General features: G+C 66.5%; 15 protein-coding genes and 1 tRNA gene. 8 read left to right on the top strand and 8 right to left on the bottom strand.

The features are described 5' to 3' along the window. Window positions 1-82 precede the first annotated feature (82 nt). The 3 genes from BRSPCE3_RS21430 to BRSPCE3_RS21420 all read left to right on the top strand — a co-directional run bounded on the left by BRSPCE3_RS21430 (window position 83) and on the right by BRSPCE3_RS21420 (window position 2691). Window positions 83-445: a nuclear transport factor 2 family protein gene (locus BRSPCE3_RS21430; RefSeq protein ID WP_244068081.1), complete on the top strand. Its 363-nt coding sequence runs from the start codon at window positions 83-85 to the stop codon at window positions 443-445. Between the two features lie 171 nt (window positions 446-616). Continuing rightward, complete coding sequence (locus tag BRSPCE3_RS21425; RefSeq protein WP_244068080.1) at window positions 617-1414, top strand: helix-turn-helix transcriptional regulator; 798 nt, start codon at window positions 617-619, stop codon at window positions 1412-1414. A 107-nt stretch (window positions 1415-1521) separates the two neighbouring features. Then, window positions 1522-2691, top strand: coding sequence for a cytochrome P450 (locus tag BRSPCE3_RS21420; RefSeq protein WP_244068079.1), 1170 nt, complete (start codon window positions 1522-1524; stop codon window positions 2689-2691). A gap of 6 nt (window positions 2692-2697) precedes the next feature. Here BRSPCE3_RS21420 and BRSPCE3_RS21415 read toward each other — a convergent pair whose 3' ends face one another. Continuing rightward, window positions 2698-3627, bottom strand: a complete 930-nt coding sequence (locus BRSPCE3_RS21415; protein WP_244068078.1) for a dihydrodipicolinate synthase family protein — start codon at window positions 3625-3627, stop codon at window positions 2698-2700. A 37-nt stretch (window positions 3628-3664) separates the two neighbouring features. Beyond that, window positions 3665-4831, bottom strand: coding sequence for an NADH:flavin oxidoreductase/NADH oxidase (locus BRSPCE3_RS21410; protein WP_244068077.1), 1167 nt, complete (start codon window positions 4829-4831; stop codon window positions 3665-3667). 246 nt (window positions 4832-5077) lie between these two features. Here BRSPCE3_RS21410 and BRSPCE3_RS21405 point away from each other — a divergent pair, with 246 nt between their 5' ends. Continuing rightward, the gene (locus tag BRSPCE3_RS21405; protein WP_244068076.1) at window positions 5078-6097 is read left to right on the top strand and encodes an LLM class flavin-dependent oxidoreductase; all 1020 of its coding nucleotides are present in this window, start codon (window positions 5078-5080) and stop codon (window positions 6095-6097) included. Window positions 6098-6399: 302 nt separating this feature from the next. Here BRSPCE3_RS21405 and BRSPCE3_RS21400 read toward each other — a convergent pair whose 3' ends face one another. The 4 genes from BRSPCE3_RS21400 to BRSPCE3_RS21385 form a co-directional block, all read right to left on the bottom strand. Then, window positions 6400-6582: a hypothetical protein gene (locus BRSPCE3_RS21400; RefSeq protein ID WP_244068075.1), complete on the bottom strand. Its 183-nt coding sequence runs from the start codon at window positions 6580-6582 to the stop codon at window positions 6400-6402. Window positions 6583-6625: 43 nt separating this feature from the next. Beyond that, window positions 6626-6889, bottom strand: a complete 264-nt coding sequence (locus BRSPCE3_RS21395; protein ID WP_375709939.1) for a DUF3551 domain-containing protein — start codon at window positions 6887-6889, stop codon at window positions 6626-6628. A 59-nt stretch (window positions 6890-6948) separates the two neighbouring features. Continuing rightward, window positions 6949-7022, bottom strand: a tRNA-Gly gene (locus BRSPCE3_RS21390). Between the two features lie 106 nt (window positions 7023-7128). Next, window positions 7129-8649 (bottom strand): 4-amino-4-deoxy-L-arabinose transferase, encoded by a 1521-nt coding sequence (locus BRSPCE3_RS21385; RefSeq protein ID WP_244068074.1) that lies wholly within the window; start codon window positions 8647-8649, stop codon window positions 7129-7131. Window positions 8650-8848: 199 nt separating this feature from the next. Here BRSPCE3_RS21385 and BRSPCE3_RS21380 point away from each other — a divergent pair, with 199 nt between their 5' ends. From BRSPCE3_RS21380 to BRSPCE3_RS21365, 4 genes are all read left to right on the top strand, one after another. Then, the gene (locus tag BRSPCE3_RS21380; RefSeq protein ID WP_244068073.1) at window positions 8849-9427 is read left to right on the top strand and encodes a methylated-DNA--[protein]-cysteine S-methyltransferase; all 579 of its coding nucleotides are present in this window, start codon (window positions 8849-8851) and stop codon (window positions 9425-9427) included. Window positions 9428-9436: 9 nt separating this feature from the next. After that, on the top strand, window positions 9437-10288 hold the full coding sequence (locus tag BRSPCE3_RS21375) for an AraC family transcriptional regulator (RefSeq protein ID WP_244068072.1): 852 nt from the start codon (window positions 9437-9439) through the stop codon (window positions 10286-10288). A 56-nt stretch (window positions 10289-10344) separates the two neighbouring features. Then, window positions 10345-10704: a VOC family protein gene (locus BRSPCE3_RS21370; protein WP_244068071.1), complete on the top strand. Its 360-nt coding sequence runs from the start codon at window positions 10345-10347 to the stop codon at window positions 10702-10704. Between the two features lie 119 nt (window positions 10705-10823). Beyond that, the gene (locus tag BRSPCE3_RS21365) at window positions 10824-11240 is read left to right on the top strand and encodes an SRPBCC family protein (RefSeq protein WP_244068070.1); all 417 of its coding nucleotides are present in this window, start codon (window positions 10824-10826) and stop codon (window positions 11238-11240) included. A 191-nt stretch (window positions 11241-11431) separates the two neighbouring features. Here the strand turns inward: BRSPCE3_RS21365 and BRSPCE3_RS21360 are convergent, their stop codons facing one another. Next, window positions 11432-12874 carry an MATE family efflux transporter gene (locus BRSPCE3_RS21360; RefSeq protein WP_244068069.1) on the bottom strand — a complete coding sequence of 481 codons (1443 nt, stop codon included), beginning with the start codon at window positions 12872-12874 and terminating at the stop codon, window positions 11432-11434. Between the two features lie 120 nt (window positions 12875-12994). Next, window positions 12995-14044 carry a hypothetical protein gene (locus BRSPCE3_RS21355; RefSeq protein WP_244068068.1) on the bottom strand — a complete coding sequence of 350 codons (1050 nt, stop codon included), beginning with the start codon at window positions 14042-14044 and terminating at the stop codon, window positions 12995-12997. Between the last annotated feature and the right edge of the window lie 186 nt (window positions 14045-14230).

Below are 14230 nucleotides of genomic sequence, written 5' to 3'. Positions count from 1 at the left end.
CCTGCGAGGTAATCGATCGGCGCACGCAAACCTTCGATAGTCCGGACAGCCGCACAGTCCGGCCCATCGGAAGGAGAGCACCATGACCGACCACAGGACCATTGCCCGCAACTATATCGAGCTCTGGAACGAGCGGACGCCGAGCCGGCGCCGCGAGATGCTGAGCCAGAATTGGACCGCCGACGCGCGCTACATCGATCCGCTGATGAGCGGCGACGGCCATGAGGGCGTCGATGCGCTGATCGCGGGCGTGCAGCAGAAGTTTCCGGATTTCCGTTTCAAGCTGATCGGCGAGCCGAACGGCTTCGGCGACCACGTCCGCTTCTCCTGGGGCCTCGGACCCGACGGCGTCGACAGCCCGATCAAGGGCACCGACTTCGCCATGCTGAAGGACGGCCGGATCCGGAGCATCACCGGCTTCCTGGATCAGGTGCCGGGCGCCTGAGGAATTCTGTCATTCCGGGGCAGCCCGAAGGGCTGAGCCCGGACTCCATCAGGCCACAAAGCTTGCGGCGCAATGGATTCCGGGCTCTCGCTTCGCGAGCCCCGGAATGACGAGGGAACTTCCACCCCGACAATGTCGCTGCTAGTCTTCCCGAAACACAGGGAGGACGCCATGAAGGCCGATTACGCCTTCAAGACTTCTATCGTCAGCGACATCACGCCGGCACTGCTGGCGATTGGACGCGACGGCTTTGCGCAGGCGCTGATCGGCGCGCTGCGCCGCGTCGCCGGGGTCGGTCACTGCATGGTGTTCTCGTTCACGGGCCCGCGCTCCGCCGCGTGCCTGCTCGACGTCGGCAACATCCCGACCGGGCGGGATCTCGGGATCGCCTATTCCGAACATTTCCACCAGGCCGACCCGAACCGCGACGCGGTATTCGAGGGACGGGCGCAGGCGGCGCCGATCATGCTGCCGACCTTCGCCCGCCGCATGTACAGCGACGGCTATCGCAAGATCTTCTTCGACGATTCCGACATCGTCGACAAATTCGCTTCGGCGATCTGGACCGGCGACACCTGCTTCTATGTCAATTTCTACCAGATCACCGAACAGGGCCGCTTCAGCCGCGGGCAGATCGCGCGGCTCGCCGCGGTCGCGCCCGCATTGACCGCAGCGGTGGCGCGGCACTTCCAGCGCGAACCGGCTGCGGATATTGATCCAATCGAACGGCTGAAGGCGCTGTTTGCGCGCGCCGAACCGCTCGTCAGGCTGACCGGGCGCGAGAAGGAGGTCTGCCTGCGCATTCTGTCGGGTCTCAGCTCGGAAGCGATCGCGGCCGAGCTCGGCATCGGGCTGCACTCCGCCCTCACCTATCGCAAGCGCGCCTATGACAAGCTCGGCATCTCCTCGCAGAACGAACTGTTTGCAATCGCGCTGCGGCTGATGGCATCGGCGCGAAGCCTGAATTGAGCAGCGCTGAACGGGAACACGCGCCTGTCCCTAACGGTAGGGACAGACCGGTGGCGTCCGCCGGACTATGCTTGGTTCGAAACCTGACGCCAAGCCGAGATCACATCGTGAGCACCGCGCCCCATTTCGACATCGACGTCGCCGCCTTCTGGCAGGATCCCTATCCGGCGCTCGCACGCATGCGCAGGGAGGCGCCGATCGCCTTCGTGCCGCAACTCGGCAGCACGCTGCTGTGCAACCGCGACGACATCTTCGTCTCCGAAAAGCAGATCGACGTGTTCTCGTCGCACCAGCCCGAGGGGCTGATGAACAAATTGATGGGCCACAACATGATGCGCAAGGACGGCGATGCGCACATGAATGAGCGCAAGGCGATCTTTCCGGCGATCTCGCCGAAGACAGTGCGCTCGCACTGGACCGCGCAGTTCGCCGGACACGCAACCCGCATCCTCGACGCATTGCAGCCGGACGGCGTGGTCGATTTCGTGCAGGCTTTCGCGCTGCCGTTCTCGGCCGAATGCCTGAAGTCGATCACCGGCCTCACCAACATGCGCTTCCAGGACATGAACGCTTGGTCGCAGGGCATGATCGACGGCATCGCGAATTACGTCGGCGATCCCGCGATCGAGGCGCGCTGCCATGCGGCGACCTCCGGCATCGATGCCGCGATCGACGACATGGTGCCAGTGCTGCGCAGGACACCCGACCTCAGCCTGCTCGGCGTGCTGCTGCAGACCGACATGCCGATGGAGAGCATCCGCGCCAACATCAAGCTCGCGATCTCCGGCGGCCAGAACGAGCCGCGCGATGCGATCGCCGGCACGGTGTGGGCGCTGCTGACCCATCCAGATCAGCTCGCGCTGGCTGCGAGCGGTGCGATCCCATGGCTGCAGGTGTTCGAGGAATATGCCCGCTGGATCTCGCCGATCGGGATGTCGCCGCGGCGGATCGCAAAGCCCTGGACGATCCGTGAGATCGCGTTCGAGACCAATGAGCGCGTGTTCCTGATGTTCGGCTCGGCCAATCGCGACGAGAAGCACTTCGACCGGCCCGAGGCGTTCGACGTGCGCCGCGACGCCAGCAAAAGCATCGCATTCGGCGCCGGTCCGCATTTCTGCGCCGGCGCCTGGGCCTCGCGCGCCATGGTCGCCGACGTCGCGCTGCCCGCGATCTTCGAGCGGCTGAAGAACCTGCGCCTGATCGAGGACCAGCCACCGCGGATCGGCGGCTGGGCATTCCGCGGCCTGCTGGATCTCCCGGTGACGTGGGACGCCTGAACGCTATTAGCGTCCCCAGCGCAGCACGACCGGATCGAGCGTCCGTGCGATCTCGATCAGGCCGGCGCGCGTCGCCGGATGCAGCGGCTGCAGCGGGTGGCGCACCCCGTCCGATTTGATCACGCCGCCCTCGCGCATCAGGACCTTGCAGGCCTGCAGGCCGCATTGCCGGTTCTCGTAATTGATCAGCGGCAGCCAGCGCGCATAGGCCTGCACGGCCTCGTCGCGGCGGCCGGCGAAGAACGGATCGATGATCTGGCGGATGCCGTCGGGATAGCCGCCGCCGGTCATCGCGCCGGTGGCGCCGGCATCGAGATCGGCCATCAGCGTGATTGCCTCCTCGCCGTCCCACGGTCCCTCGATCGCGCTGCCGCCCTTCTCGATCAGGCCACGCAGCTTGTTGGCGGCCATCGGCACCTCGATCTTGAAATATCTGACGTTGCCGAGCTCCTTGGCCATCCGCGCCAGCAAATCGACCGACAGCGGCGTGCCGGCGACCGGCGCGTCCTGGATCATGATCGGAATCCCGATCGCATCCGACACCACCCGATAGAATTCATAGATCGCCGGCTCGCCGACGCGGAAGGTCGCGCCGTGATAGGGCGGCATGATCATTACCATCGCAGCACCCGCGGCCTCGGCCTCGCGGCTGCGCGCGGCACACACCGCCGAGGAAAAATGCGTCGTGGTGACGATCACGGGAATGCGGCCCGCGACATGCTCGAGCACCGCATGCATCACGGTCTCGCGCTCCGCATCGGTCAGCACGAACTGCTCGGAGAAATTGGCCAGGATACAGATGCCGTGCGAGCCCGCATCGATCATGAAATCGATGCAGCGCCGCTGTCCGTCGAGGTCGAGGTTGCCGCTGGCGTCGAAGATCGTCGGCGCGACCGGGAACACGCCGCGGTAGGGCCGCTGGGCCGAAATCGTCATGTCAGAGCCTCCCTGATGATGTGTGGTCGTCGATCCGTCAGACCGCACGGAACGGCAGCGGCGGGCCGTCGAGCTTGCGCAGCCCCGGCTCGCGCCGCTCCAGCCACCAGCCATACTGCTTCGGCCAGGAGCCGAACACCTCGCCGCTTCGGCCGTCAAGCGCAAGCTCGGCATGCAGCGGCCAGTTCGGATCGAACAGCGCCTCGCGGCCGATCGCGACCAGATCGGCCTGGCCGCTGGCGAGAACGTCTTCCGCCTGCTGCGGATGCAGGATCAGGCCGACCGCGATGGTGCCGACCTCGGCGGCACGACGGATCTCGTCGGCATAAGGCACCTGGAAGCCGTAGCCGCGCGGAATCCGCGCCGCGGTCGCCGAGCCGAGCAGGCCGCCCGACGAACAGTCGATCAGATCGGCGCCGCGCGCCTTGGCTTCGCGCGCGAACGCGATCTGATCCTCGAGCGTCAGGCCGCCGTCGACGCCGTCGACCGAGGAGATCCGCACCGACAGCGGCCGCTCCGCCGGCCAGGCGGCGCGCACGGTCTCGATGATCTCGAGCGGATAGCGCATCCGCCCGGCGCGGTCGCCGCCATAGCCATCGGTGCGGCGGTTCGACAGGGGCGAGAGAAATTCGTGCAGGAGATACCCGTGCGCGCAATGCACCTCGACGAATTCGAAACCGGCCTCCACCGCGCGCAAGGTGGCGCGCCGCCATTGCTCGCGCAGCGCGGCGAGCTCGGCCACATCGAGCGCATGCGGCATCAGCCAGCCCTCCTCCATCGGGATCGCGCTCGGCGCCACGGTCCGCCACGGCAGATCGCCGCGCGCACGGTCGGCCGCGTCGAGCGCGGCATTGCCGTACCAGGGGCGCTGCATGCTGGCCTTGCGGCCGGCATGCGCGAGCTGGATCGACGGCACCGCGCCATTGTCCTTCAGGAAGGCCGCGATGCGCTCAAGCGGCGCGATCTGCTCGTCGTTCCAGATGCCGACGTCACCATGGGTGATGCGCCCTTCGGCGGTCACCGCCGCGGCCTCGACCATCACGAGCCCGGCGCCGCCCTGGGCGAATTTGCCGAGATGCACGAGGTGCCAGTCATTGGCGAGACCGTCGGTCGCGGAATACTGGCACATCGGCGAAATCAGGATGCGGTTTCGGGAGGTCACGCCGCGAAGCGTGATCGGCTGAAACAGGAGCGGCTGCGGCATCGGGACCTGCGGAAACATGTTGGCGGGAGAAATCGTGGCGGAAAGCTAGGCGGCGCGTCCCAAGATCGCAAGTCACGCCGCGGCGCAGGCGGCACGACCTGCGCGCATGCGGCCCTTGCAGACGGCGCAATGTGCAAAACCCGCAACATTCGCGACGGAAAAATTTCCGGGCTGGTAAACACTTTCCGCCATCGCCGCGTCACGCCACGGATCGCAATTCGCACCCGACATGCCTACATTGCCGACATGAAGAAAATCGGATTCCTCTCGTTCGGGCACTGGACGCCCTCGCCGCAATCCCAGGCCCGCTCGGCCGCGGATGTGCTGTTGCAATCGATCGACCTCGCGGTCGCCGCCGAGGAGCTCGGCGCGGACGGCGCGTATTTTCGCGTCCACCACTTCGCGCGCCAGCTGGCCTCGCCGTTCCCGCTGCTGGCGGCGGTCGGCGCCAAGACCAGCCGGATCGAGATCGGTACCGCCGTGATCGACATGCGCTACGAAAATCCGATGTACATGATCGAGGACGCCGGCGCGGCCGACCTGATCGCGGGCGGACGCCTGCAGCTCGGCATCAGCCGCGGCTCGCCGGAGCAGGTGATCGATGGCTGGCGCCATTTCGGCTATCAGCCGGGCGAGGGCCAGAGCGACGCCGATATGGGCCGGCGTCATACCGAGATCTTCCTCGAGCTGCTGCGCGGCGAGGGATTTGCGCAGCCGAATCCGCGGCCGATGTTTCCCAACCCGCCCGGCCTGCTGCGGCTCGAACCGCTCTCGGAGGGCCTGCGCGAACGGATCTGGTGGGGCGCCGGTTCGAACGCCACCGCGGTCTGGGCGGCGAAGCTCGGGATGAACCTGCAGAGCTCGACACTGAAGAGCGACGAGACCGGCGAGGCCTTCCACATCCAGCAGGCCGCGCAGATCCGCGCCTACCGCGCCGCCTGGAAAGAGGCCGGCCACACACGCGAGCCGCGAGTCTCGGTGAGCCGCAGCATCTTCGCACTGGTCGACGATCGCGACCGCGCCTATTTCGGCAACGGCCAGGAGGAAGACCAGATCGGCTTCATCGACGAGCGGACGCGCGCGATCTTCGGCCGCAGTTATGCCGCCGAGCCGGATAGGCTGATCGAGCAGCTCAAGACCGACGAGGCGATCGCTGAGGCCGACACCCTGCTGCTGACCGTCCCCAATCAACTCGGCGTCGCCTACAACGCGCACGTGATCGAGAGCATCTTGACGCACATCGCGCCGGCGATGGGATGGCGGTGAGTTTGCGGATCAGCACCCGCGGCGGCCGTCCTTCCAGGGGGTGTGGTTGAAAGCGGACGACCGGCCGCGGGCTCGAACCGACCGTTCTCGGCCGGAGGCTGGCCGGTTCTGCAGGGCCAATGCCGGAACCGGCGAGATCGTTCCGGCGGAACTCCGTTCTCAAGCGCGGAGAACTACGGAAACATAACTGCGCGTTGTGAGAAGAACAGGTTGAGTACGGATCGTTAGTTGCGCACGTTGCGTGAACAAACCGCCGTAATATCCCGGGACAATCGCGGGGCCTGTCCGAGGAGGCGCCCGCGTCAGGAATCCTGATCGCGATCGGTATCACGGAGCGCGAGATCGTGGCGAAGCCGATCGACGCGCTCATTAATTCGCCGGTTCAGTTCCTCGTCCTCGTTCGACGAGCTACCGCGACGGGCGCGAATGACAAATACGCATCCGATCAAAACGATCGCGACGAGCGCGTAGAACCACCATTCCATCTATCGATCTCAAATGGACGCTCGCGAAGACGAGCGGAAACAGTCACTGTTCACGCCTGTAACGGCGCGCCGATCTCGGCGGGCCACCTGGCGCGTAATAAGGGTTCACCAGACAACTCGCCGGAAGCCCCATGGCGGCCGCCCGGCACTGATTCAGCGACGTGAAGTCGCAGTCCATTCGATCGCCGAGCAACGCACCATAGACATGCATGCAGATCGGATAGCGAGGATCGTACATTTGTGCGGATGCCGGCCTTGTCATGCAAAGCGCGCCCAGCGCAAGCAGCAGCGCTCCGAGCAACTTCACGTCAGGTCTCCCGTGAGTACCGCGAAACTCGACCGTCGCGCGAAATCTTGCCAAGGGGTTGGAGCGGGCGAAGGGAATCGAACCCTCGTATGCAGCTTGGGAAGCTGCCGTTCTACCATTGAACTACGCCCGCGATCTCAATTGCTTGAGGTCACCCCTCACGGGCGCGACCTGCCGGACCATAGCCCGGGCGGAGGCAGCGGATCAAGCGTGCATTGACGCCGACCGCCGCACCGCCGCTACTGGCCCATTCTCACGAGCGCGTCATTGATCGCAAAGGGCGCGGCGGCAGATGCGTCGCAGGTGCCGCTCCGCGCGTAGATGCAGGCTTCGCTGAACCCGACATGAGCGCAGCTTTGCCGCGAAAAATCCGCCGGCAAGTCGCGCTCCGCCTCGGGCCGTGCCAGGATACGGTTGAAGGCCGGCTTGGTCGCCTGCAACAGCAACGGCGGCAGGATCACCTCGGCGAGCGGATCGGCGGGCTGCAGCGCATAGAGCGGCGCCGGGCCGGCCAATCGCTCCCGTCCCGGCAATTGCTGGAAACGAACGTCGTAGAGCGCAAGGCCGCACATCTGCGGATCGCCGCGCAGTTCAGCGGCGAGCCGCGCAGCGCCGACGCCGCGCGTCCAGTACTCGCGCATGCCTTCGCTTGCGAAGGCGAGCGCCACCGACAGCAGCGCCCAGCCGCCCAGCACGATCGGCAACGCCCGGCGGCGCCAGCCGTCTTTGCTGCGCAGCGACTGCACCCAGTCGGCCGATCCAAGCGCCGCGATGATGGTGAGCAGCACCAGGGACAGGAAGACGAAGCGGTATTCCTTGTGCGCGATCAGGCTGTGGAAGACCAGGTTGACCAGCGCGACCGCCAGCAGCAGCGGTGCGTGCCGCCAGCCGCGCCAGATCGCAGCGAGCGGCAGCACGATCGCGACCGACCACACGGTGAGGAAATCGATGAGATAGGCCGCCGGCGGCGACACGCCGAATTCGATGGCGCGATCTCGCACCAGGTTTTCCCTGATGTTCGCGATCAGCCAGGCGAACGGCACGCTGCCATGGGCAAGGTCGATCGTGGCGGCGAGCAGCAGCGCGACGAGCCCGCCGGCGACCAGCGGAATCAGGTTTCGCCAACGCGCCCAGCACGCACCGAGGGCCAGCACGGCGATGGCCGGCGCATACTGGAAGCGGCAGACAAAGGCGAAGGCGAGCAAGGCACCGCCGATCGCGAGACGCCGCTGCGATGGACGATCGGTGATCAGCAGCGCGGCCGGCACGATGAGCGCTGTCGCCAGCGGCTCGCCCAATGTGTGCGGCGCGAGCATGATCAGTTCGAACCAGACCGCGGCTGCGAAGGCTGCCACGATGGCATGGGTTCGCGAGATCCGCGCGCCAAGGACCCAGGCGCTGGCCACGATCGACAGCGACGCGCATGCGGCGATCAGGCGCGGCACCAGGAAGGCACCCACGCCGCCCGGCGCCATGGCGTCGCCGAGCGCGACCGGCCCGGCCATCAAGGTCGGCAGGAACCAGCCGCGGATGCCGTCGCGCCATTCCCACGTCAAAATGCCGTCATGGCCGAGCATGCGCCACGCCGGCTCGAGGTACTGAAAGATCTCGTCGGGATAGATCACGTTGGGCCAGACCGCGGCCGCAACGCGCAGCCCCAGCGCCAGCAACAGCAATGCGAACAGGGGATGAGAATGTCCGGCAGCGCGCCCGACCGCGCCCGCGCTGCCGGGCGCGGCTTCGACGCTCGTGCTCGTCATCGTTCCGCCGATCGTCTTCTGGAGCAGCATGCCGGCGACCAGATAGCGGGCAAAGCCTTTAAGATGCGTGACCGGGAGCTGCGTGACCGGACGCTGCCGGGGTCACACAGCGCGGCCGCAACATGCTTAACCAATCGTCAAGATTCCGGATGCGCCGGACCGCGCCGATGTTATGATCGTTGTGGGGGTTGGCGGCGTCATGGCGGGGCGTGGGTACACCATTTTCGACACGGCAATCGGCCGATGCGGCATCGCATGGGGCGAAGCCGGCGTCGCCGGTGTCCAGCTTCCCGAGCTCCGCGAAATCGAAACCCGCAGGCGACTGTTCCAGCTCTATCCCGATGCACGCGAGATGCGGCCTCCCGAGGAGATCGCGGTCGCGATCGAGGGCATTGCCGCGATCCTGCGCGGCGGCCATGGTGATCTCACCGGCGCAGTGCTCGACATGAGCGGGATCCCGGCCTTCAACCAGCGCGTCTACCAGACCGTCCGCGCCATTCCGCGCGGCGAGACCCGGACCTATGGCGAGGTCGCGAGCGCGCTCCGTGCGTCCGGCGCGGTCTATTCGGTGGCGCAGGCGCTCGGCCGCAATCCCTTCATGATCATCGTGCCCTGCCACCGCGTGCTCGAGGCGGATCACCATGCCGACCGGATCTCGCAAAACGGCGGCAGCGCTTCCAAGCGGCGGCTGCTGTCGATCGAGGGCGCCCAGCCGACCACCAGCAAGACGCTGTTCGACGTGCTGCTGCCCGTTGCACGGCCCCGGCCGCACCCCTAAATCTGGGGCATGACCCGAACCACGCTGTTGCAGCGCGATCGCATCACGGTGAACGAGTTTCGCTGCACGGCGGAGCCCGGCGACAAGCCGTTCGTCGAGCAGTTCGCCTGCCACTCGGTATCGTATGTGCGCAGCGGCAGCTTCGGCTGCCATTGCCGCGGCCGCTTCCATGAACTGGTGGCAGGCTCGATCCTGGTCGGCCATCCCGGCGACGAATACAGTTGCACGCACGACCATGTGGTGGGCGACGAGTGCCTGTCGTTCTTCCTCGACCCGGAGCTGGTCGAGACGATCGGCGACCGCACATCGGTCTGGCAGGTCGGTTCGGTGCCGCCGCTGTCCGAATTGATGGTGATCGGCGAGCTCGCCCAAACGGCGGCAGCTGGCAACAGCGACGTCGGCCTCGACGAGATCGGCCACCTGCTCGCCAGCCGTCTTGTCGAGCTGGTGTCCGATCGCAAGGCAAAGCCCCTCACCGCCGGCCTGCGCGATCGCCGCCGCGCGGTCGAGGCCGCGCTGTGGATCGACGCCAATTCACATCGCGCAATCGACCTCGACGATGCCGCGGAGCAGGCCGGCTTGAGCACCTTCCATTTCCTGCGGCTGTTCTCGGCGGTGCTCGGCGTCACACCGCATCAATATCTGGTGCGCTCGCGGCTGCGCCATGCGGCGCGCCGGCTCGTCGACGACGACAGCCCAGTCACCGACATCGCCTATGACGTCGGCTTCGGCGATCTCTCCAATTTCGTACGCAGCTTCCACCGCGCCGCCGGCGCCTCGCCGCTGAAATTCCGCCAAGAATTCCGCGGAGCCTCGCGCGGCGACCGCAAGATTCTCCAAGAACGTCTTGCGCTGCAATAGCTAGGGTTCACCGGTCCGCGCGTCCGTCGACGCGCCAAGTGACTGGAGACCTCATCATGTACGACCACATCGGATTGCGCGTCACCGACCTCGACGCCAGCGTGCGCTTCTACACCGCGGTACTGGCGCCGCTCGGCTTCGTGCTGTGCTCGCGCGACGACAGCGGCGCCGGCTTCGGGCCGAAGGGCGAACCCGCGCTCTGGCTGCATCTGCACAAGGGCAAGGCGCAAGGCGGCGCCCACATCGCGTTCCGCGCCCCGAGCCATGACGCGATCAAGACATTCCACAGCGCGGGCCTGAAGGCCGGCGGCAAGGACAACGGCGCGGCGGGCCATCGCAAGGACTACAGCCCGACCTACTACGCGGCGTTCCTACTCGATCCCGACGGCAACAATGTCGAGGCCGTGTCGACTTAGGCAAACGCCACGCATTCCGACGTCATCCTGAGGAGCCGCGCAACGCGCGGCGTCTCGAAGGATGGCCCCGAGCAAGATCCTGTCATCCTTCGATGATGACCACGCGAAAGGTTACAAAGATGGCTTCCATCTACAAGGACATTCCGATCGACGCGCCGGCCGATCACGTCTGGGACGCGCTGCGCGATTTCGGCGCGCTGCATACGAGGCTGGTGCCGGGCTTCGTGACCGACACCCAACTCGACGGCGACGTTCGTACCGTCACTTTCAGCAACGGCACCGTGGCGCGCGAGACGCTGGTCGACTGCGACGACAAGCGGCAGCGGCTGGTCTATGCGATCAGTAGCGAGCGGCTGAAGCAGCATTCCGCCTCGGTGCAGGTGTTTGCCGAAGGCGACACGCGCTGCCGGGTGGTGTGGATCGCCGACGTGCTGCCGCACGAGGTCGCGCCCTACATGGACGCGCAGATGGACCTCGGCGCGGCGGCGATGCAGACGGCGCAGGCGAAATCGGCGCGGGCGAAGAACGCGGCGTGATGTGACTGGCCGCGCATCTTGAACTGAGACCGTCACCCTGAGGAGGTCGCGAAGCGACCGTCTCGAAGGGCGACGGCCCGGCTCTGTCCGCGAGCATGTTGAGGCATTGGGGCCGTGCATCCTTCGAGACGCGGCCAAGAGGCCGCTCCTCAGGATGACGGCGAGAGAGTGAGGATGACGGGTTTAATAGCTTAGGACAGCGCCGGCTGCGCTCCCGCGACCGGCGCTGACTTGCCCCAGCGCGTCAGGATCACGCTGAGGCAGGACAGCACGCCGAGCACGCCCATCGAGGCGGCGGCGAGGGTGAAGAAGTCTTGCGCGCTCGCCTCATGGGTCGACAGCCACCAGCCGCCGGTGCCGATGAAGATCAGCCGCGCGGTCTGCGCCAGCACCGGGCCCAGCACCTTCGCCGCGCCCTGCGAGGAGAAATACATCGACATCGCAAGCCCGATGAAGGCGTACATCGGCGCGGCGGTCGAGAGATATTGATGGCTGGTCGCCCGCACATGCGGATCGCTGGTGAACAGGTTGACCCAGAGGTCGGGGAACACGGCGATGAAGCTGCCGACCACGCCGACCGACAGGAACGACAGCGTGCCGGCGGTCCAGGCGATCCGCCGGGCCCGCGCGACCCGCTCGGCGCCGACCGCCATGCCGATCATCGGCACCGAGGCGATGCCGACCGCAAACGCCACCGAGGTCAGCATGAATTCGAGCCGCGCGCCGATGCCGTAGCCGGCGAGCACCGCGGTGCCGAACTGCGCCAGCATGTGGGTGAAGATCGAGATCGTCAGAACCGATTGCAGCGGCGAGAAGCAGGAGACCGCGCCGACCCTGAGGATGTCGATGAACATCGCCCATTGCACGCGCAATCCCTTGAGCTTCGGCTTCACGCGAGCGCGCCCCGAGAACAGATACCAGCCCATCACGCTGATGCTGATCGAATAGGCGATCAGCGACCCCGCCGCGACGCCGCGCATGCCGAACTGCGGCACCGGCCCGAGGCCGAGCCCGAGCGTGCCGCCGAGAATGATCTGGCACACCGCCGAGGACAGGATCATGGTCGACGGCAGCTTCATGTTGCCGGTGCCGCGCAGGATGCCGGCCATCGTGTTCATCAGCCAGGGCAGGATCGCGCCACCGAAGAAGATCTGCGAGTAGGCGATCGCATTCGCCAGCACGTTGCCGCGGCCGCCGAGCAGTTCGAGCAGCCGCGGACCGAAGGTCAGCATGCCCAGCATGAAGGTGGCACCAAACGTCAATCCGATCAGCAGCGCATGCATCGCGAGCGTCGAGGCGCGCTCGATCTCGCCGGCACCGAGCGCGCGCGCGATCGCGGACGCGACGCCGCCGCCCATCGCGCCGCCGGACATCGTCATGGTCAAGATCACGCAGGGAAACACCAGCGCCATCGCCGCGAGCGACTCGACGCCGAGCCGGCCGATATAGGAGGTCTCCGCGATCACGACGCAGGTGCCGGCGGAGAGCGCGATCACGTTTGGCCACGCCAGCCACAACAGCGTGCGCAAAATCGGCCCGTCGAGCAGCGCATTGCGCGCAGGTCTCGTCACCGGCGGCGGCAGCGGCCGTTCTTGTTCGTCGACAGGTATTTCGGCGAGGCCGAGATCGGACATTTCTACTCCCACGCGCGATCTAGGGGAGCCGCGCCATGGTGTCTCCCTACCATGGCAACAGCGGATTCCACGTGCACGGGACGCAAGGGGGGCCTGCGCGATTGCAGGTGAACCCAAGCGCTAGCCGATCGACCAAACGAACGGCGCTCCTGCGGCGCCATTCGGCTTCAGATGCACCGGAATATGCCGTCCGCAGCCGGCCGCCAGCCCTTCGAGCAGACCGGTCAAGACGCTGGCGCAGGCCGGGTGATAGTCGGCCACATCGGTCATCAGCTTCCAGCCCTGCTGGCGGATCTCGAACTGGCCCTCGGACTCGCTGATCTCGGCGCTATCATCCTGCGACTCGAACAGCGTGCGCAGGAATGCGGCAAATTCCGTGGCACGGCCACGGCGGCCGCCGAGCGCCTGCGCGACCTCGTCGAAATACTGCATGCCAATCAGTCTGCCGGTGAGATGCAGCAGGTAGCTGGCATCCTCGGGCCCGAACACCTGCACGATGACGGGGGCTGCGGTCTTCACATATTCCATCGCGTAGTTGCGATAGGCCTTCTCCAGCCGCTGACGCGGCCAGCTGTCGACCGGCAGCGCCGGCGCGGTCTTCGGGTCGAACAGCGGAGCCTCGAGGTGCCGCGCGAACACCAGGCGCTGGTCGAGCTCAAGCGGATGATCGTATTCGCAGTAATAGCCCTCGAGCCCGTTCTGCCCGTCGACGCTCTGCTTGGTGCAGACGAAGCCGAGCCTGAGATCGCCGAGCGCCACGCCATTGTTGGCGTGCCAGCCGCGCAGCATCGCGCGCGAGACCTCGCCGGGGACGCCGCAGATCGCGGTGCCCTTCCAGATCCAGCGCGGCGGCGGATAGCGGATCCAGGCCTTGCGATCGCTCTCGTACATGTATTCGACATGCACGCCGCCGATCCAGTTGGAGAGATAATGATACTGCGCGGCCGCGACCGCCGGCGGCAGGCCATCGAGGCCGAGCTTCTTCAGGCCGGGCAGGAAGCGCTCCTGCTGCTGGCGGCGAAACACGCGGAAGACGAACTCGGCGGCATCGGCGGTGCCGCGCCGCGTGACCACGGTGAGGATCAGGCCGGTGAAGAAGGCGTGATAGAGATCGGCGACGCTGCGCCACTTGCGCCATTGGGCTTCGCGTGCGTCCTGCTCTCCGGTCATGCTTGCTCCCATGTTCTCGTTGGCGAGATCAGGCTCGCGTGCATGATCGTAGCCCGGATGCAGCGAAGCGCAATCCGGGGCAGCTCAATCCGCGTATGCACCATCCCGGATTTCGCTGCGCTGCATCCGGGCTACGGAATTGCACACGCGCGAAGCGGAAATACACACTCGGTGTCATCGCCCGAC

It is taken from the genome of Bradyrhizobium sp. Ce-3, from assembly GCF_022835695.1.
In the GTDB taxonomy this organism is placed as follows: Bacteria; Pseudomonadota; Alphaproteobacteria; order Rhizobiales; family Xanthobacteraceae; genus Bradyrhizobium.
The sequence above is the reverse complement of the archived record's forward strand: the minus strand, read 5'-3'. Positions and strand labels throughout refer to the sequence as shown.